General features: G+C 51.0%; 17 protein-coding genes. 10 read left to right on the top strand and 7 right to left on the bottom strand.

Annotated elements, in window-relative coordinates; translation table 11 throughout:
• Nucleotides 1-138 precede the first annotated feature (138 nt).
• Together Q4563_RS06010 and Q4563_RS06005 are read left to right on the top strand one after the other, a co-directional pair.
• On the top strand, nucleotides 139-4,890 hold the full coding sequence (locus Q4563_RS06010; RefSeq protein ID WP_303603954.1) for a glycosyltransferase: 4,752 nt from the start codon (nucleotides 139-141) through the stop codon (nucleotides 4,888-4,890).
• Nucleotides 4,891-4,895: 5 nt separating this feature from the next.
• Nucleotides 4,896-5,693 (top strand): glycosyltransferase family 2 protein, encoded by a 798-nt coding sequence (locus Q4563_RS06005; RefSeq protein ID WP_303603953.1) that lies wholly within the window; start codon nucleotides 4,896-4,898, stop codon nucleotides 5,691-5,693.
• On the opposite strand, the gene Q4563_RS06000 is transcribed toward Q4563_RS06005, so the two are convergent.
• From Q4563_RS06000 to rfbB, 5 genes are read right to left on the bottom strand one after another with little or no spacing between them, the layout of a single operon-like run.
• Nucleotides 5,623-6,372, bottom strand: a complete 750-nt coding sequence (locus Q4563_RS06000) for a glycosyltransferase (RefSeq protein WP_303603952.1) — start codon at nucleotides 6,370-6,372, stop codon at nucleotides 5,623-5,625. The two genes, Q4563_RS06005 and Q4563_RS06000, sit on opposite strands and share 71 nt — an antisense overlap.
• Before the next feature lies 1 nt (nucleotide 6,373).
• A complete protein-coding gene (gene rfbD, locus Q4563_RS05995) occupies nucleotides 6,374-7,246 on the bottom strand; it encodes a dTDP-4-dehydrorhamnose reductase (protein ID WP_303603951.1) in 873 nt (290 codons plus the stop codon).
• Nucleotides 7,236-7,829, bottom strand: a complete 594-nt coding sequence (gene rfbC / locus Q4563_RS05990) for a dTDP-4-dehydrorhamnose 3,5-epimerase (RefSeq protein ID WP_303603950.1) — start codon at nucleotides 7,827-7,829, stop codon at nucleotides 7,236-7,238. The genes rfbD and rfbC overlap by 11 nt, the downstream gene beginning before the upstream one ends.
• Entirely contained in the window at nucleotides 7,826-8,710 is an 885-nt protein-coding gene (rfbA, locus tag Q4563_RS05985) for a glucose-1-phosphate thymidylyltransferase RfbA (RefSeq protein ID WP_303603949.1), read from the bottom strand. The genes rfbC and rfbA overlap by 4 nt, the downstream gene beginning before the upstream one ends.
• Nucleotides 8,707-9,768, bottom strand: a complete 1,062-nt coding sequence (rfbB, locus tag Q4563_RS05980) for a dTDP-glucose 4,6-dehydratase (RefSeq protein WP_303603948.1) — start codon at nucleotides 9,766-9,768, stop codon at nucleotides 8,707-8,709. The genes rfbA and rfbB overlap by 4 nt, the downstream gene beginning before the upstream one ends.
• A 198-nt stretch (nucleotides 9,769-9,966) precedes the next feature.
• On the opposite strand from rfbB, the gene Q4563_RS05975 reads away from it, so the two are divergent.
• Genes Q4563_RS05975 through trpC form a run of 3 tightly spaced genes read left to right on the top strand, consistent with a single transcriptional unit; the run spans nucleotide 9,967 to nucleotide 12,460 of the window.
• Entirely contained in the window at nucleotides 9,967-10,554 is a 588-nt protein-coding gene (locus tag Q4563_RS05975) for an anthranilate synthase component II (protein WP_215977883.1), read from the top strand.
• A gap of 45 nt (nucleotides 10,555-10,599) precedes the next feature.
• Complete coding sequence (gene trpD / locus Q4563_RS05970) at nucleotides 10,600-11,628, top strand: anthranilate phosphoribosyltransferase (protein WP_215977882.1); 1,029 nt, start codon at nucleotides 10,600-10,602, stop codon at nucleotides 11,626-11,628.
• Nucleotides 11,629-11,653: 25 nt separating this feature from the next.
• Entirely contained in the window at nucleotides 11,654-12,460 is an 807-nt protein-coding gene (gene trpC, locus Q4563_RS05965) for an indole-3-glycerol phosphate synthase TrpC (RefSeq protein ID WP_215977881.1), read from the top strand.
• Here trpC and Q4563_RS05960 read toward each other — a convergent pair.
• Nucleotides 12,450-14,054 (bottom strand): methyl-accepting chemotaxis protein, encoded by a 1,605-nt coding sequence (locus tag Q4563_RS05960; RefSeq protein ID WP_303603947.1) that lies wholly within the window; start codon nucleotides 14,052-14,054, stop codon nucleotides 12,450-12,452. The genes trpC and Q4563_RS05960 overlap by 11 nt on opposite strands.
• Nucleotides 14,055-14,466: 412 nt before the next feature.
• Between Q4563_RS05960 and Q4563_RS05955 the strand changes: the two genes are divergently transcribed.
• The 4 genes from Q4563_RS05955 to Q4563_RS05940 all read left to right on the top strand — a co-directional run bounded on the left by Q4563_RS05955 (nucleotide 14,467) and on the right by Q4563_RS05940 (nucleotide 23,511).
• Nucleotides 14,467-17,016: a family 20 glycosylhydrolase gene (locus Q4563_RS05955; protein ID WP_303603946.1), complete on the top strand. Its 2,550-nt coding sequence runs from the start codon at nucleotides 14,467-14,469 to the stop codon at nucleotides 17,014-17,016.
• 674 nt (nucleotides 17,017-17,690) lie between these two features.
• Complete coding sequence (locus Q4563_RS05950; protein WP_303603945.1) at nucleotides 17,691-20,429, top strand: TonB-dependent receptor; 2,739 nt, start codon at nucleotides 17,691-17,693, stop codon at nucleotides 20,427-20,429.
• A 62-nt stretch (nucleotides 20,430-20,491) separates the two neighbouring features.
• A complete protein-coding gene (locus tag Q4563_RS05945) occupies nucleotides 20,492-22,006 on the top strand; it encodes a tryptophan halogenase family protein (RefSeq protein ID WP_303603944.1) in 1,515 nt (504 codons plus the stop codon).
• On the top strand, nucleotides 21,997-23,511 hold the full coding sequence (locus Q4563_RS05940; protein ID WP_303603943.1) for a tryptophan halogenase family protein: 1,515 nt from the start codon (nucleotides 21,997-21,999) through the stop codon (nucleotides 23,509-23,511). The genes Q4563_RS05945 and Q4563_RS05940 overlap by 10 nt, the downstream gene beginning before the upstream one ends.
• A gap of 50 nt (nucleotides 23,512-23,561) precedes the next feature.
• On the opposite strand, the gene rdgC is transcribed toward Q4563_RS05940, so the two are convergent.
• The gene (rdgC, locus tag Q4563_RS05935; protein ID WP_303603942.1) at nucleotides 23,562-24,476 is read right to left on the bottom strand and encodes a recombination-associated protein RdgC; all 915 of its coding nucleotides are present in this window, start codon (nucleotides 24,474-24,476) and stop codon (nucleotides 23,562-23,564) included.
• 613 nt (nucleotides 24,477-25,089) lie between these two features.
• Between rdgC and nagK the strand changes: the two genes are divergently transcribed.
• Entirely contained in the window at nucleotides 25,090-26,001 is a 912-nt protein-coding gene (gene nagK, locus Q4563_RS05930) for an N-acetylglucosamine kinase (protein ID WP_215977874.1), read from the top strand.
• Nucleotides 26,002-26,026: the final 25 nt, after the last annotated feature.

The raw sequence follows: 26,026 nt of genomic DNA, 5'->3' as shown, positions 1-26,026 counted from the left end.
TTGAGAGGGCAATATACCAACCAACTTAACTGCACAGAAAACAATGAGCCAGCAATTATGCGGCAGAAGTAACCAGCTGCGGAGTATCAATAAAACCTGAGCCTGGAATGATAATGTGACTTTGAGGTTTCTTAAGCAATGACAGCAAAGCATAAGCTTTCCTCACCCATAACCGTTATTGTTCCTGTCTATCGTGGCTTGAGCGAAATTCAGGCGTGCTTACGTTCTGTAGCCGCTACATTACCGCCTGCAACGCAAGTTATTATTGTGAACGATTGTTCGCCGGAGGCTGGGGTAGCTGAACTCTGTCGAGAATACGCTTTACTCAGCCATTTCGATTTAATTGAGCACCGCGAAAACCTAGGTTTTGTGAAAACGGTCAACGAGGCCATGCGCAAGACGGCTGATCGAGATGTTGTGTTGCTTAATTGCGATACTGAAGTCTCCGCAGATTGGCTGTTACGCCTGCAAAAGGCCGCGTATCGTGAAGAATCGATAGCGACTGTCACCCCATTTTCGAATAACGCGACTATTTGTTCCTATCCCGCCTTCTGCCAAGAAAATGAATGTTTGCCCGGTTTCGATGTTGCGGCTATGGATGCGCTTTTTCAGACAGCCAATCGTGGCTTAAGTCAAGAGATACCCACCGCGGTTGGCTTTTGTATGTACATCAAAAGAAAATGTCTGGATGACGTTGGCTATTTTGATGAATTGGCCTTTGGTAAAGGCTATGGCGAGGAAAATGATTTTTGTGAGCGCACCAAGCTTGCCGGCTGGAAGCATATGATTGCTGCCGATTGTTATGTTTACCACAAAGGCAGTGTGAGCTTTTTGGGAGATAAAAGTAAACTTACTCAAAATGCCGAACAAGTTATTTCTGCTCGATACCCACAGTTTTTTTCTCAAGTACAGCGCTTTATTGAATTAGACCCGCTGGAATTCAGTCGCGATCGAGTGACCCGATTGGTAAACACTTTAAAACAAAACTCACATTCATTTGCTGATAATATCGCGCAGAATGTGAATAACTCAAAGAAGATGATGAATAGTTCAGCTAATAGTTTAGAGATTACCCCATTTGTAGCGCAGGTGTGTGATGAAATACTTCGCTCTGAAAAACCCACATTACTTTTTATCTCACACGGTTGGGGTGGAGGTGTCGAGCAATACATCCAATCTTTAATTGAATTGACCAATGCCAATGTATTAGTACTGCGAGGCATGGGGTCTGGTTCGGTAGAAGTAGGCTTTTACAGTGCGTTAGGGCAGTGTGCTACTCAAATGGTGGGTGGTTTTAATGCCGTCAATCAATCATTATGGCTGGATACTATCAATGCCTTTAACGTCGAGCGAGTGCACTTGCATCATGTGCAAGGTTGGCCGAGTGAAATTGTCGACTTTATATTGGCATTAAATAAACCGCTTGATATTTCATTGCATGATCATTATCTGATGACTCCCAAGTATCACGGTATCGTGTCTGGTCCACGCTGTGATGATACGAGCTGGCCGCAATATGATGTCTCTTGGCGAGAGCGCTTAATGCCTTTGGTTGATCACGCCAGTAGAATTATTGCGCCATCTTTGAGCATAAAGGCCGAGTGTGAAAAAGCTTACCCCGATACCGACGTGGAATATCAGCCACATCCGGAAAAAGTTGAGCGGGCGTCTAAGATCTTTAAAGTTGTAGTAATCGGCGCGCTCACGGATGAAAAAGGGCTGCAGGTAGTCGAAGAGGTGGCTGCTCTGAGTGCGGAGCAGTCGCCACAGCTGCAAATTACTTTGGTGGGGTATCCTACCAGAGCGGTTGCCGAGAATATTCAGGTTACAGGTGACTACCAGTCACATGAGCTGTCACGTTTGCTGGCGTCGGAAAAACCAGATGCGGTTTGGTTCCCGGCACAGGTTGCTGAAACCTACAGCTACACACTGAGTCAGGCTATGGCTTTGGGTTGCCCTATTGTCGCGACTGAGTTGGGGGCTTTAGCGAGTCGGCTGCGCGATTATCCGCATGCCACATTGTTGGCCAGAGCGTCGGATACTAAAAGCTGGTTAAATGCATTGCAGGGCGCGGTTGACTATCAGAGCGAGCCTGCTTCTTTGTATCTTGATAACACAGCTGAATATAAAGCTTGGTATTGTCAGCCGTTGGGAACCAATAAGCCTGCCGTGTCGCAAGGTACATTGCCGCTGCTTAACGATCTGCAAAAACTGCCAAGCGCGGCAAAGACAGAAGATAAACCATTTAAATCGCTCTATGACTTTGCCTATAACGCCAAGCATAGCGGTATTTTTAAAGAAATTCGACGCCGTTTGCAGGTTGTTCCAGATACGGAAACTGAAGTGGCGGGTATGGAGCAATACCGGGATGCTTTATCAAAATTCCACAAAGTATCTGAAGATTTAGAAAGCCTTAAGCATGATAGCGCCATTCAAATTGATAATCTTAAAAATGAGCTGGCCATCCAGTCTGCCGAATATAATGAGTTAGAGCGCTCAAGTACGGAAACGATTTTGCTTTTTGAGCAGAATTTGAGTGCTGCACAGGAGAATATTGGAGATCTACAAGATCAGGCGCGCCATGCCCAGCAGCATATTAATAGTCTTGAGCAAGAGCGCGATGACTCGCGCTCTCATGCCCTGCAGCTTGAGCAGTACGCAGCCACATTGGAGCGTGAAAGAGATGACCTGTTAAACAGCTTTTCCTGGAAGATCACACGGCCTATGCGTGTATTTAAAAGGGCGACCGTTAAAGCCGTGGCGGTTGTGCGTACCCTTGCCCGGCACATATTTCGGCCGGCCTCATACGCTCGCCTATTTTCCATGCTGAGCCAGGGCCAGTTCAAGGCATTAGTAAGGCGAGCCCTGTTTGAGGCGGGTTATCAACAGAAGCAAGCGCAAGCTCAACAGCAGTTGCAAGAGCAGGCGTCTGAACAAGTGCGTGATTTCCAGTCAATTCAAAAAAACAGTGTCGAGTTAAAGCCACTCACTTTATTGACGGCCAGTGAGCCAGTTCTCTCTATAGTGATTCCTGTTTATGGCCAACACGAGGTGACTTATCAGTGTTTGCAAAGTATTGCTAAACATCCGCCAAGTGTTCCCTATGAGGTAGTGATTGCGGATGACTGTTCTCCCGACTCGGCAGCCGAGGCACTGTCTGTGGTTGGCGGGGTAAGAATGGTTCGCGCCGAGAACAACCAGGGCTTTGTGCTTAATATGAACTTTGGCGCCGAGCAGGCGCAAGGTGAGTATTTGGTGCTGTTAAATAACGATACGGTCGTATGCAAGCATGCTTTTGATCGTTTGCTTGAAACTTTTAACGAGCACACAAATGTTGGTTTAGTGGGTGCTAAATTGCTGAATCAGGACGGCACATTGCAAGAGGCCGGCGGTATTATTTGGCGCGATGGCAGTGGTTGGAATTGGGGGCGCGGCTTAGACTCGACCGACCCGAAATTTAATTTTGTGCGCGATGTGGATTACTGTTCCGGTGCGGTATTGGCCATTAAGCAGTCTCTGTTTCAATCTTTAGGCGGTTTTGATGATCACTATGTGCCGGCCTATTACGAAGACACGGATCTGGCGTTTCGAATCCGGCAGCGGGGTTTGCGGGTTTTGTATCAGCCTGCCGCTGAGGTTTTCCATATTGAAGGCGTGAGCCACGGCACAGATGAAAACACCGGTATAAAAGCCCATCAGGTAACCAACGGTAAAAAGTTTTTTACCCGTTGGCAAGAGGTACTGGCTAGCCATAACGATAATGCGATTGACCCAGATAACGAGGCGCATCGCCAGTGTAAAGGCAATGTGTTGGTAATCGAGGCTTGCATGATTACGCCCGATCAGGATTCGGGCTCCATTCGCATGCTCAATCTACTCAAAGTGCTGCGCCAAGAGGGCTACCACGTAACTTTTGTGGCCGACAACCTGGAGTATCGGGAAAAAGTAGTTAAGCAGCTCAACGCTATGGGCGTAGAGGTGTTGTTTAACCAGTGGGCCGGTTCGGTGCGCAATGTGCTGCGCAAACGCGGTGATTCTTTGGATGCGGTATTTATCAGCCGCCACTATATTGCATCGCAGTATGCGGCATTGGTACGCACAGTGGCGCCACAGGCCAAACTGGTGTTTGATACGGTTGATTTGCACTATATACGCGAAGAGCGCGAAGCCGAAATCGCTAATGACTCAACTCTAAAAGCTCAGGCTGCTATTACTAAACGCAAAGAACTTGGTTTGATTGATAATGCCGACGTTACTATTGTGGTGTCGGAATACGAGAAGGCATTGTTGGCTGACATAAAACCCGATGCGAGGGTAGAGGTTGTCTCGAACATTCATGCTCATACCCCCGAGCGACCAGATTATGAACAGCGTGAAGGTATACTGTTTGTGGGTGGATTCCGTCATCCGCCAAATATCGATGCCGTGCATTGGTACGCAAGTGAGGTGTTGCCCGAATTGCGTAAAATACTTCCCGGTGTTGTCACGACGATTATTGGCAGCCATATGCCCGATGACATTAAAGCCCTGGCGACGGATGATGTCAGGGTGTTGGGTTTTGTGGAAGACATAGAACCCGAACTGCAATCGGCGCGTGTGTCTATTGCGCCCCTGCGTTACGGTGCCGGCGTTAAAGGCAAGGTGAATGAGGCCATGAATTACGGTATTCCTGTGGTGGCTACCGGGTGTGCGGTGGAGGGGATGCACGCCGTTCACGGCGAAGATGTACTGGTCGCCGAGGAGCCGCAAGCCTTCGCCCAAAATATCGCTGATGTTTACCGGAACGCTGAACTGTGGCGTAAGATATCCGCGGGAGGCGTGCGCAACCTGGAGTCGTACTTTTCTCCCGATGCTGCTCGCCCGGCTCTGTGCCGAATTATGCAAGGTTGATTGTGATGCCGGCGGATACTGTAAGCGAGAATAATCCGTGTGTCAGTATTGTTATGCCGGCCTATAATGCCGAGCTCACCATCGAACAGGCGATTGAGTCAGTATTGCAACAGAGCTTTTGCGACTGGGAGCTTATTGTTATTGACGATGGGTCGGTCGACGCTACCGCGAGTGTGGTGCAGTCTTGCAGTCGCCTTGATGCGCGTATTCATTGTATTACCTTGCAATCCAATAGCGGGTCGCCGGCAACGCCTCGCAATCATGGTATAGGCCGGGCTCGCGGTGAGTATATTGCATTTCTGGATGCCGATGATAAGTGGACGCCGGCCAAGCTTGAGCGTCAGTTACAGTTCGTTCAATCGCATTCATTGGAGGTCTGCGCGACCGCGGTAGATGTGGTGAATATTCGCAATGAAGTTGTCGGCCGCAGAGCACCAACGGCTAAGGTGACCTATCAATCGCTTCTAAAACACAACCCTCTAATTCTCTCGACAGTGTTGCTGAAAAAAAGTTTTTTAGGTGAGCGCCGTTTCAAACCCCTTGGGCACGAAGATTATCTGTTGTGGTTAGAGTTGGCTCGGGCTGGAGCAGTCTTGGGTGTGATGCCGGAGGTGTTGGGTTGGTATCGTCAACATGCCGGTTCAGTCTCTGCCAATAAATTGAAGGTGGTGGCTTATTTCTGGAATATCTATTTCAGGCAGTTGAGGTATTCCCGTTTAACCTCGGTTTATTTTACCGCGCGCTATTTACTTTTTGCCGTATGGCGCGGTAGGAAAGAATTAGCAACGCGGCTAAAAATTTAACCCGGCTTTGAATCAGTACCGGCCAACGGCGGCGAGCCTGGCTGGAAAGGTTATCCGAGTGAAAACGTTTGGCGAGTAAAGGCTGCTCTATGTGCTTTACGTGGGCGGTTAAGTTGGCGGCCATCGCAATCCATAAATCATGTGACTCCACCAGAGCGGGTATTGGCAAAATCACAGACTTTAACTCGCACCGAAACGCCATGGCGCAGCCGTAGTAGGGGCGCTTACCTAAGAAAATACCAATAATATTACTTAGGGGGCGGGCTGAATCTTTAGGGTGCAACTGGCTGGCAGGGCTTTCTAAGGGCGTGCCACTGCGGTTAATGCAACTAAAGTTGCCGGCGACAAGGGCGCATTGCTTGTCTGCCAGCGCATTGCGGATAATGTCTTGTCGGCCTTCCAGCCATATGTCATCCTGATCACTTAACACGATAATGTCGCCGGTGGCGTGGGCTATAGCCTTGGCAAAACTGGCTACGTGCCCGCGCTGTTTGCTGGAAAGTAGGACAGTAATACGCGGGTCCTGAAATTTTTGAATAATATCTCGCGTAGCGTCTTGCGAATGGTCATCGGCGATGATCAGCTCGTCGTTTATTCCAAGCTGAGCCAATATGCTGGCAATTTGCTCGTCGATAAAACGAGCTCCGTTAAAGCTGGCAAGACAGACGCTGACTTTCATGTTAAAAATCGGGTAAAGCGTTGAGTAACGATTGGTGCCAGTGTGGAATGCGTACACCAAAATCTTGCTCGATTTTGCGGCACTCGAGCACACTATAGTGCGGCCTAGCTGCAGGGGTTGGGTATTCTTCACTGCTAATCGGAGTGAGCTGGCAGTGAATTTTTTGCCTGAGAAAAATATGCGCGGCAAAATCGTACCAACTGCACACACCGCGGTTGCTGTAGTGATAAATCTCGCCTGTTTTTCGGATCAGGTTTGGGTGTTGAGCGATTTGCATTAAAGCGCTTGCCAAATCGCGCGCCCAGGTGGGGCTGCCCACTTGGTCAACAACGATATTTAAGGCCGACTTTTCGGCGCCTAACCTCAGCATGGTTTTTACAAAGTTATTGCCAAATGTGCTGTAAACCCAACTGGTGCGCACAATGACCCCGTTCACCCCAGATGCTCGTAGCGCTTGTTCGCCACGCAATTTGCTCAAGCCATAGTGTCCAGCGGGGGCAGTGGCATCCTGCGGGCGATAGGGCTGGCAGTGTGTGCCTGAGAAAACGTAATCGGTGGAGGTGTGGATTAAGCAAGCCCCTAAGGCCTGGCAGGTTTGGGCCAGCGCCTTAACGGCTAGATGGTTGATTTGATCGGCAAGTTCGGGCTCTTGCTCGGCTTTATCAACCGCCGTGTAGGCGGCGCAGTTAATAACCACCGTTGGCCGGCATTGCGTAAGCGCCGTTTCGATGGCGTCGGTATCGGTTAAATCCAAATCGGAGCGCTGCCAGAATATCCACTCATTGTGGTCTGGCTGTTGGCGCTGCAAGTATTTAATTTCGCTGCCAACTTGTCCGTTGCAGCCGAGTACCAGAATGCGTATCTCACTGCTCATAGAGTGAACTCCCGTATTGGAAGAGGGCGTCCGGCGTGCCGGTTTGCAATTGTGTGAGACTAGGGAGCGTGCTGTCTTTGGCGGATGTTTGAATCTCGCTCTGGGTCAATTGCCAGTCGATGGCTAATTGCTCGTCGGCAAAATGAATACCGCAGTCGTGTTCGGGCGCGTATGGATTGTCGACTTTATAGGCAAAAATAGCCGTCTCGCTGAGCACGACAAAACCGTGGGCGAAGCCACGCGGCACAAACAGTTGGTGTTTATTGTCACCGCTTAATACCGCGCTGATACTTTGGCCGAAAGTAGGGCTGCCCATGCGTATATCGACCGCTACATCCAGTACTTCGCCGTCGATTACCCGCACCAATTTACTTTGTGCGTAGGGGGCGCGCTGGAAGTGTAGGCCGCGCAGCACACCGCGACTGGAGCGCGATTCGTTATCCTGTATAAAGTTAACCGGGTGGCCGGTGGCCTGCTCGAATATGTCCTGACGGAAAGACTCGAAAAAATAGCCGCGTTCATCCCCAAACACCTTGGGTTCGATTAGCAGTACATCGGCAATGGCTTGCGGCGTAATCTTCACTTAATCCACTCCTCTTGCGCGCGCTGCAGCAGGTATCGGCCGTATTGGTTTTTTGCCAGCGGAGTTGCCAGTTCAATAAGTTGCTCTTTGCTGATATAGCCCAGTTCGTAAGCAATCTCTTCAATGCAGGCAACTTTTAATCCCTGCCGTTTTTCGATGGTTTCGATAAACTGTGCGGCTTCCAGCAGGCTTTCGTGGGTGCCGGTGTCCAGCCAAGCGTAACCGCGCCCCATAAGCTCTACCTTGAGCCGGCTGTCATCCAGGTACATTTGGTTAACGCTGGTGATTTCTAGCTCGCCGCGATGTGATGGGGTAACCGCTTGGGCTTTTTTAATCACATCGTTGGGGTAAAAATATAAGCCGGTGACCGCGTAGTTAGATTTGGGTTGCTCGGGTTTCTCTTCAATGCTCACGGCATTGCCTGCCGCATCGAACTCCACCACGCCGTAGCGTTCCGGGTCGTGTACATGGTAGCCAAATACGGTGGCTTGATCGTCCGAGGCGTTGGCCACAGCATTTTGCAGCGTATGGGTGAGCTGGTGGCCATAGTAAATGTTGTCGCCCAACACCAGACACACAGCATCGTCGCCGATAAAGTCTTCACCCAAAATAAAGGCTTGTGCCAGACCATCGGGTGAGGGCTGAGCGATATATTGGAAAGACAGCCCCAGGTGCGAACCGTCACCCAATAGGCGTTGAAAGCTGGCTTGGTCTTCCGGTGTGGTGATAATTAAAATTTCCCGAATGCCCGCAAACATCAAAATAGAGAGCGGGTAGTAAATCATCGGCTTGTCGTACACCGGTATCAGCTGTTTGGATACACCCTGGGTGATTGGGTAGAGTCGTGTGCCGCTACCGCCGGCGAGTATGATGCCTTTCATTGCGTCAGTCCTATCCGTTCTAGTTGGTAGTTGCCGTTGAGTACGTCCTGCCACCAGCCGGGGTTGTTTAAGTACCACTGCACGGTTTTGCGCATTCCACTGGCAAACGTTTCTTGCGGCTTCCAGCCCAATTCTTGCTCGATTTTGCTGGCGTCAATGGCATAGCGTAGGTCGTGGCCGGGACGATCGGCGACAAAGGTAATTAAATCGCGATACTGTGTCACGCCCTCGGGCTTTTTATCGGCGGCCAGCTCTTCTAATAAATCGCACAGAGTTTGGACTACATCGATATTGCGCTTCTCATTCAGCCCGCCAATATTATAAGTTTCGCCAGCCTTGCCCTCTAACATGACGTGTACCAGCGCCCGGGCGTGATCTTCCACATAGAGCCAATCGCGAATTTGCGTACCGTCGCCGTAAACGGGCAAGGGCTTGCCGTCCAGCGCATTGAGAATCATATGCGGAATAAATTTTTCCGGAAAGTGATAGGGGCCGTAGTTGTTGGAGCAGTTGGTCAAAACTACCGGTAGGTCGTAGGTTCGATGCCAAGCGCGCACTAAATGATCGGAGCTGGCCTTGCTGGCCGAGTAAGGCGAGCTGGGTGCATAGGGGGTTTGCTCGGTGAACAAAGCATCGGTGCCTTCCAGGTCGCCATAGACTTCATCGGTGGAGACGTGATGGAAGATAAAGTGCGACTCGCGCGGGTGCGAAGCAAGATAGTGACGCACTTGTTCAAGCAAGGTATAGGTGCCGATAATGTTGGTTTGCATAAAGCTGGCGGCGTCGGTGATGGAGCGGTCTACGTGGCTCTCGGCTGCCAGATGCATAATGGCATCGGGCTGGTAGTCTTGCAGCAACTCGGCAACGGCGGCGGCATCGCAAATGTCGATTTGTGCGAAGCGATAGCGCTCGGACTGGCTAACCTCTTGCAGCGATGCCAAATTGCCGGCGTAGGTGAGTTTGTCTAGGTTGAGAACCTGATGGTCAGTCTCTTGAATTAGATAACGGACCACCGCAGAGCCGATAAAACCAGCTCCGCCTGTAACGATGACTTTCATAGGCGAACTTGCTTGCGTGGATAATGGGCGGCCGGGTGCCAAGGGCGTGAAAATCCGGCTCGATAATAGCCGCCCATGATACCGTAATGCCTATGCCGGTTGAAGTTAAAAACTGTGTTGGCGGAAGGCTGTAAGCTGCCAGTGAGCACTGCTTTGTGCTAACCTTGCCACCCCCGTCACGGTGCCGCTGGGGCCTGCATGCTATTGATGATCGACAACTACGATTCTTTTACCTATAACTTGGTTCATTATTTTGATGAATTGGGGGCGCAGGTGCAGGTGGCGCGTAATGACCAATTAACGCTAGACCAGATTGCGGCGCTGCAACCTTCTCATATTGTGATTTCGCCCGGCCCTGGCCGACCGCAAGACGCGGGCGTGTCGGTCGAGGTTATTCGCCGATTTTCTGGTAATATCCCCATGCTGGGGGTGTGCTTAGGCCACCAATGCATTGCCGAGGCGCTGGGCGGGCGCACGGTACACGCCGGGCAGATAATGCACGGCAAAACCTCTTTGGTTGATCACAATCACCAGGGCGTGTTTGCCGGTTTAAAAAATCCGCTTAGAGTGACCCGCTACCATTCGCTGGTTACTGATATAGAGCATCTGCCCAAGTCGCTGGAAATCACCGCCCGAACCCAGCCTGCGGCCCGCAGTGGTCAGCCGGAAATTATGGGTTTAAAGCATAAGCACTGGCCGCTGGAAGGGGTGCAATTTCACCCGGAATCGGTTCTGAGTGAACAAGGGCATCAACTTTTGGCAAACTTTTTAACCTATTCGTGCTGACCCGCGCGACATTGGCAGTGGGCAGAACTTACTACGGAGAGAGCTGTGGACATTAAACAGGCACTGGCTAAGGTAGTCGATAGCATTGACTTGAGCACCGATGAAATGATCGCGGTCATGCGTCAGGTGATGACCGGCGAGGCGAGCGATGCGCAGATTGGCGCCTTACTTGTTGCGTTGCGTATGAAAGGTGAGTCGCTGGATGAAATGACCGGCGCGGCCACTGTTATGCGCGAGCTGGCAAGTCAAGTCAGTATTGACGCCGAGCACCTAGTGGACACCTGTGGCACCGGCGGCGATGGTGCTAATTTATTTAATGTCTCTACCGCCAGCGCCTTTGTGGTTGCTGCCGCTGGCGGCAGTGTTGCAAAACACGGCAATCGCTCGGTGTCGAGTTCAACCGGCAGCGCGGATGTATTGGAGGCGGCTGGCGTGAACTTAACCATTAATGCCGAGCAAGTGGCTCGCTGTGTGGAGGCATTGGGGGTGGGCTTTATGTTTGCTCCAGCGCACCACAGCGCCATGAAACACGCCATTGGCCCGCGCAAAGAGCTGGGCCTGCGCACCATCTTTAATATGTTGGGCCCCATGACCAACCCCGCTGGGGTTAAGCGGCAGGTGATCGGCGTTTTCAGTGAAAAATTGTGCAAGCCCATGGCCGAAGTGCTGGGCCGGCTCGGCAGTGAGCATGTCATGGTGGTGCACGCGGCGGATGGCCTGGATGAGATTTCGCTGGCCAGCGTTACCCATGTGGCCGAGTTGAAAAATGGTGAGGTTTGCGAATACACCATTGCGCCGGAAGATTTTGGCCTTGAGAGTCAGAGTTTGATTGGCTTGGCGGTAGAGGATGCCGAGCAGTCCCTGGCCATTATTCACGCGGCACTGGGGCGTAAGCCCGATGAGCTGGGGCAGAAGGCGGGCGATGTTATTGCGTTAAACGCCGGCGCCGCTATTTATGTGTGCGGTGTTGCCGACTCACTGGCCGAAGGGGTTGCTATGGCGCAAGACGCGATTGGCTCGGGTCTGGCCGGCGAGAAACTGCGCGAACTGGTGTCGTTCACCCAGTGCTTTTAAATAATTTAATCAAGGTAGTTTTGAAATGAATGATACGCCGACGATATTGCGTAAAATTATCGCCCGCAAATGGGAAGAAATTGCCGAGCGCAAGACTCAACAATCTATCAGCGGCTTAGAAAAAGCCGTGGCTGAACAAGGGGTTGTGCGAGGCTTTGTGCGGGCGCTGGAGTCACGTATCGCCGCCGGTGAGTCGGGCGTTATTGCCGAAATCAAAAAAGCCTCGCCCAGCAAAGGCGTTATTCGCGAACACTTTGTGCCCGCTGAATTGGCGGCGAGTTACCAGCGCGGCGGCGCGGCGTGCCTGTCTATTTTAACGGATGTGGACTTCTTTCAAGGCGCTGATGAATACCTGATACAGGCGCGCGAGGCGGTGAGTCTGCCGGTTATTCGCAAAGATTTTTTGGTGGATGAATATCAAGTGCTAGAGGCTCGCGCCATGGGGGCCGATTGCGTGCTGCTGATTGTGGCCGCGCTTAGCCCAGAGCGTTTGCGCGCACTTAACCAATTGGCGTTAGATGTGGGACTGGATGTTTTAGTCGAAGTGCACAACGAGCGCGAGCTGGATCAGGCAATGGCGCTACCTAATCGTTTGATTGGCATTAACAACCGCGACCTGCACACCTTCGATGTCACACTAGAGACGACCTATAAACTACTCGATGCCATCGGTGATGAGCGCTTGGTGGTTACCGAGAGCGGCATACTAGCCCCAGCCGATGTGCAGGCCATGCGCGAGCGCAATGTGAACGCCTTTTTGGTGGGCGAAGCATTTATGCGCCGCGACGATCCCGGCGCGGCGCTGGCAGAGTTTTTTGGCTTTACAGCCTAAACTGTTCGAGCTGGTCGCTTAGCTGATGGGCGGCGTCGCGGATTTGACGAGAGGTTGCCAAGGTGCCTTGTGCCGCCTCTTTAGTGTTCTGCGACGAGGCCTCCATATGGCTGACATAATCCAAAATCAAACCGCTGGCCTCAACGTGTTCGCTCATAGCTTGGCCAATGCGCGAGACAATATCCTCCACCGATTGGGTCTCGTTGCGAATGGATTCCACAATGGCTCCCCCTTCGCGAGTTTGCTCAATGCCCTCGCGCAGCTCACTCACCATCGCATCCATGTGGCCTTTACTTTCCTGGCTGCTTTTTTGTACAGCACTGATGCTTTCGCTGATTTCCTGGGTCGCCTGAGTTGTGCGCGATGCCAACTGGCGCACCTCGTCGGCAACAACCGCAAACCCGCGACCTTGCTCACCGGCCCGAGCCGCTTCAATGGCGGCGTTTAGAGCCAGCAGATTGGTCTGCTCGGCAACGGCACTAATCACCGAGACCACCGCGGAGATGTTGTCTACCCGGCTGGCCAAGGTGTCGATACTGGCCTGAGTGGTGCTCACACTGTGGTCAATTTCGGTAAATTTATCGACCGCGCTGGAAATTAAACGCTGGCCGTTTTCCGAGGTGGTGGAGGCGGCGTGGGTTTGTTGTTTGGCGTCTTCTGCCTGAATCATGGCGTGGCGCGTTTGTTGGTTAAACTCTTCCGCCGAGGCGGCAATTTTCACGGCGGTACCACTTTGCTCTTCGGCCATAGCGGTGCTGGTTTGCGCGCGATCGACAATATCGTCTCCCACCTGGTCCAAAGACTGAGCCGCCGAGGTGAGGGCGGACATAATGTCTCGCAGACTGTGGCGCATACGCATTACCGAGCCGTAAATACTGTCATCCGAAGCCTTAAGCAAGGTAGCCTGCTCGGTTAGGTCGCCATCGGCAACGCGCCTTACCAGATCTTGCACATCGCGCAATTCACCACCCAAGCCTCTTTGGATTCTGGTGGCATTGATTTGCACCGGAATCAAAATCAATACACTGAGGAAGATACAGATAAGCAGTTGACTGCTTGCGCTGTCCCAAAATCGAGCGTTGACCTCGTTAAAACCAATGCCCGTGCCGATAAACCAACCCCAGCGCGGTGAGCGCTGCGCGATCGATAGCTTGTCTTCGATTGAGCCGTCTTCCTGGCGCTGTGTCCAGTGATAAGAGGCGAGTTCATTGCCGGCAGCATTCACTGCTCGCAATAAAATTTCCCCAACACTTTTATTATCGCCGTCTTTAAATTCGTGAAAGCTGGTGCCGTGCAGCTGGGGGTCGAGCGGTGTGGCGATAAAGTTGAGGTCATTATCGGCAACGTAGACATACTCTGACTTGTGGTAAATGTTGTCGCGCAGCAATCGCGTGGCAATTTGCTGCGCCTGCTCATCACTGAGCACCCCCTCTTGGGCCAATTGTTCCATTTCGACAACGGTGGCATAGGTGCTTGCCAATAGCTGTTTTACGCGTGCTTCATTATCATCACTGGTCGCCTGGCGCAAGGTAAACAGACCGACACTGGTAATAATCAGTAGGCCGATAAAAATCAGTCCCGATAATACCCACATTTTTACTCTAAGAGACATTTGGTACCTCACCAATATTCATAACACGTCGGTTCATAACTCTGAAAATTATTACCATACCCCTCGGGGTGTCAATCAAAAATGGCGCATTATTCCCCTTTTGATTGATCGCAATGGTTTTTGTTCGATTGCGGCATAACTCCGTGTTTTCTTTTGGTGCAGTTCGGTTGTGCTGTGAGCACAAACGGTGCAAAAGGCGGACGTTCGAGCAATTTTCCGTAATATTGTGAGCGCTCTTTAGCTATAAAACCTTATCGGCCACATTTTGCTTAACCTAAGCCAATCTGTGTAAAGTGATGGGCGTTGGTTTGTATTTAATGTATGCTGGACAACGTTGTCAGGCGGTTTACAATGTGCCGCTGGCCGCATAAAAACAGTATTGAGGAAAACAACAATGCGTAGATTGCTACTTACTATAGCCGCCTGTTGGCCGGCACTGACGTTGGCGACCGAGTGGTCACAGCAACAATTGGCCGACTTTGCCGACCATACTGAGTTAACATTTGAAGTGGTGGACAACCTGGCCGAACCCGGGCGTGTTATGCGTCTGTCGCTGGATAATCAGTCGGAGCATGCCTTGCCGGCGCAAGGCTGGGCCCTTTACTTTCACGCGGTGCGTTTAGTTGAGGCGCGCCCAGATGCTGATCTACGTATTGAGCATGTACAAGGTGACTTGCACCGTCTGGTTCCCTCCGAGGCATTTGCCGGCTTGGCCGAGGGCAAGCAACTGCAAGTAGAGTTTACGCCCAGTGCCCATATGGTGACTTACTCCGATTTTATGCCCCGCGCATTTGTGGTCTTGGCTGACCTGGAGCCGGAAGTTTTTGCCAATACTGACACCGAGCGTTTAACCGATTATGTGGCGCCTATCACCGAAACCGAGCAACTGCGCCGCAACGACGACGATCAGTATTCAATTGTCAGTCCAGAGCAGCGCTATCAGTGGGCGGCCAACCTGGCTGAGGTTAGTGCACAGACGCGTCTTATTCCCGCACCGGCGCAGGCCAAATTTCGTCGCGCCGAAGTCGTTCTGGACGAACAGTGGCAAATTCGCTACTCCGGTGGTGCGCGCTTTGAAGCTACTTATTTACAAGAGCGCTTGGCGGCCGACTTCGCCTTGGAGCTCAGCGCCGAACCCGATCATATCTCGGTCGATGGGCCTGTCATTTACGTTCTGGCTGGAAATACTGACGCCGTCGACGCCGAGGTGCCCGCAACCGCCGAGAGCTATGTGTTAGAGGTCGACAAAGACCGTATTGCGGTGGTTGGCCGTGACGTGGCCGGTGCTTTCTACGGTGTACAGAGCCTGCTGGGGTTAACCGTTAACGCCGATAATAGCGCTCAGTTGCCACGGGCCAGTATTACCGATAGCCCGCGCGCTCACTGGCGCGGCATGCACTACGATATGGGGCGTAACTTCCACGGCAAAGAGGTGACGCTGCGCCTGATTGAGCAAATGGCGCGCTACAAGCTTAATAAGCTGCACTTGCACTTGACCGAAGATGAAGGCTGGCGCTTGCAAATCCCCGGCTTGCCAGAGTTGACTGATATCGGCGCCAAACGCTGTTTTGATCTTGCTGAGAGCGAATGCTTAATGACTCAGCTGGGCACCGGGCCCTTTGCATCGGGCAGTGGCAACGGTTATTACACGGTCGATGATTTTGTCGAAATTTTGCAGTTCGCTGCCGAGCGTCATATTACTGTTATTCCGGAAATTGATATGCCGGGTCACGCTCGGGCGGCGGTAAAATCCATGGACGCGCGCTACCAGCGCTTGATGCAGGCCGGACAACCCGAGGCGGCAGAACAATATTTATTGTCCGACCCGCAAGATACCTCTGAGTATATTACCGTCCAGAGCTATACCGATAACTCGATCAACGTTTGCCGCGAATCGACCTATCACTTTGTCGATAAGGTGATTTACGAGCTGCAGCAGATGTACCGTCAGGCAGGCGTCAAGCTGGATACTTTCCATATGGGGGGGGATGAGGTTGGTGCTGGCTCCTGGACCGAATCGCCATTGTGCGATGAGCTCTTTGCCAAAACGCTGGGGGTGTCGGGCCCTGCCGATCTTAAGCCTTATTTTGTCAGTCGTGTGTCGGCCATTGCCGAGCAGCGCGGGTTAGACTTAATGGGTTGGGAAGACGGTTTGATGTATGACCAGAAAAACACCTTTAACCGAGACCAGTTCGTCAATGATAAGGTGATTGCTAACGTCTGGGACAATATTTGGGAGTGGGGGGTTGCCGACCGGGCTCACCGTTTAGCCAATGCGGGTTACCAAGTGGTGTTGTCGCACGGCACGCATTTGTACTTTGACCATCCGCACGAGGTTCACCCACAAGAGCGCGGTTACTATTGGGCGGCGCGCTATACCGACTTGGCGAAGGTGTTTTCTTATATGCCGGATGATGTCTATGCCAACGCCGATTTTACCCGCAATGGTGTGGCAATAGATAACTTAGAAGCACTGGTTGGGCGCCCGTTGCCGGCACTGGAAAAGCCTGAAAATGTTTTAGGCATTCAAGGGCAGGTATGGAGTGAAACGATTCGCACCGCCCAGCAGTTAGAGCAGATGATCTATCCGCGCATGTTTGCCCTAGCCGAGCGCGCCTGGCATAAGGCCAGCTGGGAGGACTCCAACTCTGCGGCGGGACGGCTGGCGGATTATCAGCGGTTTGTCAGTGCGCTGGTGCAGCGTGAACTGCCGCGTTTGCAGGCGCAGGGTGCCGCCTTTTATTTACCACCACCGGGCGCAAAGCTCGATTCTGGCAGGCTCACAATGAATAGTCTCTATCCTGGGGTGACGCTCGAATACAGTCAGGATGGTGAGCAGTGGCTGACTTATCAGGATGCCGTGGCAATAGGTGATGGAAAGGTATTATTACGTGCGCGATTAGGTGATGTGATCAGTCGCACCGAGATGTTACCTGCCCGTTAGGCTAATATCCTTTGTGCACCTAAAGAGCCCGAGTCGGTAGTGATCGCTCGGGCTTTTTTGTGCCTTCTTGCTGGGTGTGCGCACAACGAGGGTGCGTCATGCGTGGCAGTATTGCTAAGCAGGCCGGATAAGTGTTCGAGCTGGAAGTGAACGTTAACGTTGAGGCCCTTGTGCTGCGGGCCCTTGGGGTTGATCGGTAACAATTTGAGCTGCCGAAATAAGAAGGGGTTATGCGCCATTTATGTTATTTTTTGGCGCATAAAATCGATAAAAATAGTGTCGTGAACAACGTTGTCATTGGTTGGGTTAAAACTTTTTTTAGGCGATTTCAAGGGTTGGCTTTCTAGGTGAAATATTCCTGTAATCTATTGATTGTAAAGAGGATGTTGGTTTTTTATGAAGGTTGCTATGAATTTCTTCTTTAACTTGACCTAAAAAACTATCTTGACAACGTTGTCGCGGCGGGTGTAAAACTATACTCCGTAGGCTGCAAGTCTTGTTAACACAGGTGCACGGCTTGTTGGGGAATAAATGGTATGACGCAAAATAGCGCGGCCTTTGTTCCATCATTAGAGAATTGACGACAACCGTTGTCTGGCAAAGTGGATAGTGGACACTGCGCAGGCCGTCATCAGTTTCACAAAAAACATTAAAATGATAGTGAGGAGACAGTTATGGAAACTACCAAAGGCAATTTTCGCAAGAAGTTACTGGTTACCAGTATTTCGTCCTGCCTGTTAGCGTCCGCGTTTGTACAAGCTCAAGAAGAAGAGATGTTCGAAGAAGTTGTGGTCACCGGTATTCGTGGCTCACTGGAAACTTCTTTGGATATGAAGCGCGATGCAAGTTCTTTTGTTGACGCAATTACTGCCGAAGATATCGGTAAGTTCCCCGATAAGAACGTGGCAGAGTCTCTGGCTCGTATTCCCGGTATTACCATTGATCGTGACTTCGGTGAAGGCCAGGGCGTAACCATTCGTGGTGTTTCTCCTGACCAGAACATCACCCTGCTAAACGGTCAGGCCGTAGGTACCAGTAACTGGTTCGTACTGTCTAACGCTACGCGTAACTTTAACTATGAAATCCTCGCCTCAGAAATGATTGGCGGCGTTGAGGTGTACAAGTCGGCGCAAGCGGACATCGATGAAGGTGGTCTGGGTGGTACGGTTATTCTGCGTACCCGTAAGCCTTTGGATATGGATGCCAACACTGTTCATGTCAGTGCTGAAGGTCAGTACAGTTCAAACGGTGAAAACTTTGATCCTACCTTGTCTGGTATGTACAGCTGGAAAAACGACAATGAAACCTTTGGTTTCTTAGTGTCTTTGTCTCAGCAAGAGCGCTCTGTACACCGTGAAGGTATGGAAGACTTTGGTTGGTTTGGTCCATCGATTGACCGTATCGATCCTCTGATGGAAGGTCCTGCATTGGCCGGTGGTGGCAATGACGACAAGGGTGCAATTCCTTGGGGTAACGGTTCGGTATTGTTCGAGCAAGAGCGTGAGCGCACCGGTATCGACCTGACTGCTCAGTTTGCGCCTAGTGATAACCTGGACATGACTGTTCATTACCTGTCATCTGAAATGAAAGCTGACAACGTAAACTCTAACTTGATCGGTATTGGTTTCCGTGGTGTTGCCTACTTGGGCACCGACACTGACATGGGTATGACCAACGACCAGAATGTGATCGAAGAGTTGTACGTTCGCGGTGGTGAAAACCACGAAGCGGCCTCTTGGTCTCGCTTTATGGCTTATGACAACATCTATCGTGATGGTTCGGAAATGAGCACCGAGGTTATCGATTTTGAAGGTAATTTCTTTAACGGTCCTCACACCATTCACTGGCAGTTGGGTCAAACTACAGGTGAAGGCACCAACCGTGACTTCTTCACTGAGTTCTGGGCTGATCCTACAGATGAGCGCACCGGTTTGGACTTCTATAACCCAGGCGGCACCGCTCCTTACATTGACTTCACCACTTACAACCAGTGGATGACTAATCCAGGCGACGAAATGTGGCTCGGTGGTATCTTCGATCAGGTCAACATGGCCGAAGATCAGGAAAACTACGCCCAGGTTGATTATGATCTGGAAGTTGATTTAGGTGCGGTGAATACCTTGAGCTTCGGTGCTAAAGTACGCGATCGCTCTTTCTCGCAGCAGCGTTTCCAAACTAATTTGTCTAACCTGGCGCCTACCGGTGAAGGCAGCCTGGGTGCGGCCAGCGATTTCTGGAATGGCGATCTGATCACTGTTGATCACTCTGCAACGACCAATCGCGGCAGCCAAACTTACTTTATGCCTGACCGCGAGCTGATGTACAACGCTTTGTATGCGGTTGATGTGTGTGGTGTTGACGATACTTCACTGTGTCGTAATGACAGCTTGATTCAGAACCTGGCTTCTTTTGATGTAGAAGAAGACATTACAGCGCTTTACGCAATGGCTACTTTTGAAGCCAATGGTGTTCGCGGTAACGTTGGTATGCGTTACGTTGAAACCGAGCAGCAAGCTAACGGTTACAATGCCGATGGCAGCGCACAAGACGCTTATGAGTCTGATTACTCAGCTTGGTTGCCTAGCTTGAACGTTGCATACGATCTGAGCGAAGAGCTGGTGTTGCGTTTCGCCGCCGGTCGTGCTCTTACCCGTCCAGCGCCGTTCCAGTTGGCTCCATCGTTCAACCTGACGCCTGAAACTGGCCGTGGTAGCTCGGGTAACCCAGATCTGAAACCACTGTTGGCTGATCAGTACGAAATGGGTATCGAGTGGTACTTTGCTGATGCCTCTAACGCCAGCGCAACAGCGTTCAAAAAAGACATTACCAACTTTATCTTTAACCAAGTTGTGAGTGCTGAGATCGAAGGTGTTCAGTACAACCAGCTGCAACGTCCTGAGAACGGCGGTGCTTCAACCATCGAAGGTGTTGAGGTTCAGTTTACTCACTCGTTCGATTCTGGTTTCGGCGTATTGGCCAACTACACCTACACTGACGTAAGCAGTGCTGAAGTTCAAAGCGCGGTATCTATTGTCGATGACGAAGGCACAATCACGGGCTCTACCCTAGAGACCACTTATGTGCAGTTCCCTAATGCGTCTAAAAACGCGTACAACCTGGGCGCTTTCTTCGAAAATGACACTCTCAGTGCTCGTCTGAACTACAGCTATCGTTCAGAGTACTTCATCGCGCAAACCGAAATCGGTAACCAAATGCGTGACGAACAGGTTCAGTTAGACGCCCAATTGTCTTACTATGTGACTGACAACCTGACTTTGAAACTCGAAGCGCTAAACCTGACTGATGAAGTGGTCGAGAACTATTACGTACGTGCTACCGATGGCGTTCGCTTGGGCGGTACGACTTTGTCGAACGGCCAGCGTGTATTCATCGGCGCGAGCTACAAGTTCTAATACGACATCACTTATCTCACCTTGGCTGGCCTTCGGGCCAGCCTTTTTAAGGTGACGACCTTATGATTAACAAATCTCTCAATGGTATGCATGTTGCGATTGTCGGCGGTGGAACAGCCGGCTGGATGGCAGCAAACCTGTTAAAGCATCACTGTAAAGATGCTCAAATCACCTTAATAGAATCCGATAAGCTCGACCCAATTGGGGTCGGAGAAGGGTCTACGCCCTATCTCAAACAATTTTTTCAAACACTGGGGATTACTGACGCTGACTGGATGCCCGAGTGTGATGCCACCTACAAGGCGGGCATACGTTTTCCCGGCTGGTCTACCGTGGCCGGTTTTACCAGCTACTTCCATCCTTTTTACTCGCAGTTGGATATTCCTACCGCAGAGCGCTTTTTCACGAACAGCAAACAGGCTCTTAGCGAAGGGGCCAATCCAGTCCACCCAGATGACTATTTTGTTAATCAGCCATTAGCGGCGCAGGGGCTCGCGCCTATCTCAGATAGTCTGGCGACGGATGTGGATTTCGGCTATCACTTTAATGCCGCTAAACTGGGGCAGTTTTTAAAAAAGCATGCGCAAAAACTTGGTGTGCACTGTATTGTCGACCATATCGATAGCGTCGAAACCTGTGCGCAAGACGGGCGCGTAACCCGTTTGCTTAGCGAAAAAAACGGCCCTCTTAACGCTGATTTTTTTATTGATTGCACCGGTTTTCACGGATTGATTGGTCGCAAAACCTTTCAATTGCCCGTAAAAAGCTATTCCGACTACCTGTTTAACGATCGTGCCGTAACGGTTATGACACCCGCACAAGAATGTCTGCGTTCGGAAACTACCTCGACCGCGCTGCAACATGGGTGGGCTTGGCAAATTCCGTTGTACACGCGCACGGGCAATGGCTATGTCTATAGCTCGCGTCACTGCTCTCCCGAGCAGGCACAAAGTGAGCTGCTAAACCATTTGGGTGTGGCCGGACAAGATCTTCCTGTGCGCCATTTGAAAATGTCGCTGGGGCGGCTGGATGAACACTGGCACAAGAACTGTCTCAGTGTGGGGTTGTCGCAAGGGTTTATTGAGCCGTTAGAGGCCACGGCCCTAATGTTAGTGCAATACACCGTGGACATGTTTATTAAGCATTTTGATGCAAATAAACCTGTGCTGGCCAATAACCAGAACTTGGTTAATAAAAACGTCAATACCTTAACCGATGGCGTACTGGATTATATTTGCGCCCACTACCGTATGAATACCCGTTCCGATACAGCCTATTGGCGCGAGTGCCGCGAAGCGCCAATGCCGGATAATCTCGCGCGACTAGTGCAGGCGTGGCGCTCGGGGTGCGGCTTTGAGCAGACACTGCACGAGCTGCGTGGTGAGCTGGCCTATTTGCGCCCCTCTTGGTACGTGTTGTTTGCCGGGATGGGTTGCTTTAACGCGGCTAACGGGGCGCGGCAGATCGATCGGCAGGCGGCCGAACAGTGCCAGCAAACGGCACAGCAATATTTTGGCGATCAACGCGAGCTGCTGACGCGCTACGCGGCGCAATCGAGGGCTGGTGTATGCAACTGAAAAAGATCGTTATTGTTGGGGGCGGAGCGGCAGGCTGGATGAGTGCTTGCTTAATGGCCCAGCAGTGGCGTGGCGATATTGCCATCACCTTGGTGGAATCGAGCGCGATTGGCACTGTTGGTGTCGGCGAAGGATCAACCCCATTTTTACGCGATTTTTTTCAAACGCTAAATATCCCTGAAGACGAATGGATGCCCGCCTGCAATGCGACTTATAAGTGTGGCATTCGCTTTCCCGGTTGGTCCAGTCGGGAAGATTTTGCCAGTTATTTTCATCCGTTTAATACCGAGCTGGATCAGAGCGGAGCCATTCAATTTTTTAAAGACTGCTACGCACGCCGAATGGGGTATGACTTAACTCCGGTGCCCGATGATTATTTTGCCGCGAGTGCTATTGCAAAAATGGGGCGCGCCCCGTTTGCGAGAATGTCCGATGGCTCGGTACAGGTTGCCACCGATTACGGTTACCATTTTGATTCCCATCTATTGGGTGAATTTTTAAAACAACACGCCAAGCGTCTCGGCGTGGTTCATATTGATGATAAAGTCGTTGACGTAAAATGCACCGAAGCCGGGGGCATAGACTCTGTGCAATTGGCTCAGTCCGGCCGTTTGGCGGGTGACTTCTTTGTCGATTGCACAGGCTTTAAGTCGCTGTTAATGCGCGAGGCATTGGCGGTGCCTTTTATCAGTTGCCAGGACCGGCTCAGCAACAACGCCGCTGTGGCACTGCCTGCACGTTATGCCGAGGATAAAGCGCAAAAATCCGCACAACCTCAGGCGAGATTCCCCACCGAAACCATCGCCCAAGCGATGCCCTACGGTTGGATGTGGCGCATTCCGTTAACTCAGCGCTGGGGCAATGGTTATGTGTTTGACCGAAACTATGCCGATTTTGATCAAATCGAGGCGCAACTTAGAGAGCAGTTAGGTAGCGCTTGTGATGACTTTAGCGCGCGCCGTATTATGTGGGAGCCCGGTCGTCTGCAGCACCACTGGGAGAAAAACTGCATCGCCATCGGTTTATCGCAAGGTTTTTTGGAACCCTTAGAGGCACCGATGCTGCGTATTATTCAGTTTACCTGCGAGCGTTTTGTCGAGCTTTATCAGAGCGATGGTTTGTCGGGGCGGGCACAACAGCGGTTTAATCAATCGGTCAATCAGTTGATCGACGGCAATATAGATTATTTACAGGCACATTATTTGGTGAGTTCACGCACCGATACTGCCTATTGGAAAACGGTGCAGAACAATCAGGTGATGTCGCCCGAACTTGCTCGTCTACTGCGCGCCTGGCGCAGTAAGGAGAGTTTTGATTCTGTCTTATCGGAGCTGAGTGACGCTTTGGTGTACCACAAAACATCTTGGTACTGTTTACTGGCGGGCAAGGGTGAGTTTAACTTGCCCACCAAACAAGCACCTGCATCGGCTCATGCTCCTAAGCAACGTTTAAAAGAGTACAATGCGAAAGGGGCGCAGAACTGTCTATTGACCGAAGGTGGTTAGTGGCTCGGTTGCAAATATCTTTAGTGTTGTGCGCGATTAGGCTGGCGCGCTTAGACTAACTCGCTTTCAGCTTCACCGCCAAACGCCAGTAAAGCCGCGTTAATAAATGCGGTTAGCTCCAACCCCATAATTGAAAACTCATGGTCAAATTGTTCGGCTAGCGATTCTGGCGTGCGATCTCCTGCGCGCTCTAGTAGGGCGTCAGAAAATTTAACTCGTTTGAATGAAAACTGATCATCAATCACGCAGCTGAGTGTTTCTTTCCATTGAATAGCCAGCTTGCTGACGAACATCCCCGTTTCTAAGTGCTGGATTAATTGCTCGTCTAGTAAGTCGAGTTTCTTGCCACGTATGATGCGCTCATCCTGACTTGACATTAACTCGCACTCATCCCCGAGGGTAAAGTCGCCGGGCAAGTCCCCGCTTTTTAGCCAGTGAGTAAGGGTGTTGGTGGTGGCGTTGTGCGGCATTAAAGGAATGCAACGCAAAGACCCCAGCGCATCACGCAGGGCGCTGATCAAGTCTTCGGCGCGATTGGCGCTGGCGCTATCGATCACCAACAGCTTGTTGCGGGTATCGATATAAGCGTGGCTAATGCTGGATTTAGCAAAGGCTTGGGGAAGCATTGAAAAAGTAATTTCGTCTTTTAAATTTTCTCTTTCTTTGCGGCCAACCGGTCGACCTTCTTTCGTTTTGATCTCGCGAATGGTGTCTTCTAGCTGTTCTTTGATCACACCAGCGGGAAGAATTTTGTCTTGTTTTTTTGTGCAAATGGCAATGAGACCGTTGGCGCCATGTGTCAGTGACTGGCCATCGGGCCCCAGGGGCGATACCCAGCCGTAACGAGTGAGATCCATTTTCCCGCAGGGAGTAAATTCGGCGGTGGCAAGTTTTTCAGCCAATGCTTCTGCTGATAGGGTAAAGGCATCTTGTAAGCGAAAAACTCGCAGGTTTTTATACCACATAATCGTTGTCGGTCCGTTTATCTGCTGGGCGATTGAAATTAAAGGGGGGCGAGTTTAGCACCTTTAATTAAAGGAGTGGCGAGCTGGGGTGGTCTGGTTGTGACTCGCGACGGGTGTATTGAAATATTTCCGTTGGGTTTATTGAGAAAGCTGCTGAGTCTTGAATTCAAAAAATTAGATAAATTTCGCTCGATTTGTAATGATTTTTATCGAATATATATTCTAAGTCATTGAAATACAGAGAAATAATAGTCTTATGCGATGTTGAGTTAGAGTGCAGAAACCCCTTGACAACGTTGTCTCGCTATCATAAAGTAAGACAACGTTGTCTTGAGGCGTATTTGTTTCAAGGGACGCAAAATTTTGGTTCGGTCATCGTTATTATGGGCATTTTAGCGGTGACAGGCCAAATCGCGATGTTAAGGAAGGCGTTGCGCGATACTTAGGGACTGAATGTATCATCTATCATGGCTCTCCTTATGGCTGGTGCCCACTGGGCATCAGCCATCTTTTTCAGAGCCTGCCAATTGAATATGTTTTATGTCGGTTCGCTGCGCTACACTGCGAATCGTTTGAGCCGTAAGGCAATACTAAAAATAGCAACGGGGTTACCATGGCAAATCGACCAACAATCAATGACCTAATGTATCTAGGTGTCGATGGCGGAGGCACTAAGTGCCGCGCAATTTTGGTCGATCAAGAAAACCGGGTAATCGGCGAAGGTAACGGTGGCCCGGCGAATCCTTACCATGGTGTGCCGCGCGCTTTAGAATCGATAGTCAATGCCACTGATAATGCATTGCGCTCTGCAGGCCTAAAACCTGAAGACAAGTCTCGCGTCGTTGCCGGTTTGGGGCTGGCGGGTGTGAATGTACCTAGCCTTTACACTATCGTTAAGCAGTGGGATCACCCTTATTACGCCCAGTACTTAACCACTGATTTGCATATTGCCTGTATCGCCGCTCACAATCAGATTGATGGTGCTGTGATTGTCTCTGGTACTGGCTCTTGTGGCTTTGCCCATGTTGGCAATGACACGCTTACTTTAGGCGCTCATGGGTTTCCGTTGGGTGATGTCGGCAGCGGCGCCTGGATGGGACTTGAGTGTATTAAAGCCGTCTTACTGGACTCCGATGATTTGGGTCCCAAAACGGCAATGACTGAGTTGGTGGCAGAGCAGCTCCAAGCTCGCGGGATTATGATTGTCGAGCGCTTAAATGGCGCCAAGTCCAGCGACTATGCAAAAATGGCACCGCTGGTTTTTGCCGCCGCAGAGCAGGGCGATGAAATTGCATTAAGTATTGTTCACGAAGGCGCAGGGTATCTAACTGATGTTGCACGCAAGTTGTGGCAACTAAACCCTCCCCGCATGGCAATGCTTGGCGGGGTGTCACAACGTATTGTCGATTGGATGGATAAAGACATTGCCGCTAAAATGTCGGAAGCATTAAACCAACCAGAGTTTGGTGCAGTTCAATTTGCCCGCACACAGTTCGAAACTCAATCTCGGATAGCTGTCGAATAACCGTGTCTTGAAATAAAGGCTAAGG

It is taken from the genome of Gilvimarinus sp. 1_MG-2023 (assembly GCF_030548285.1).
Note: the sequence above shows the minus strand (reverse complement) of the source record. Positions and strands in the feature narration are given on the sequence as shown.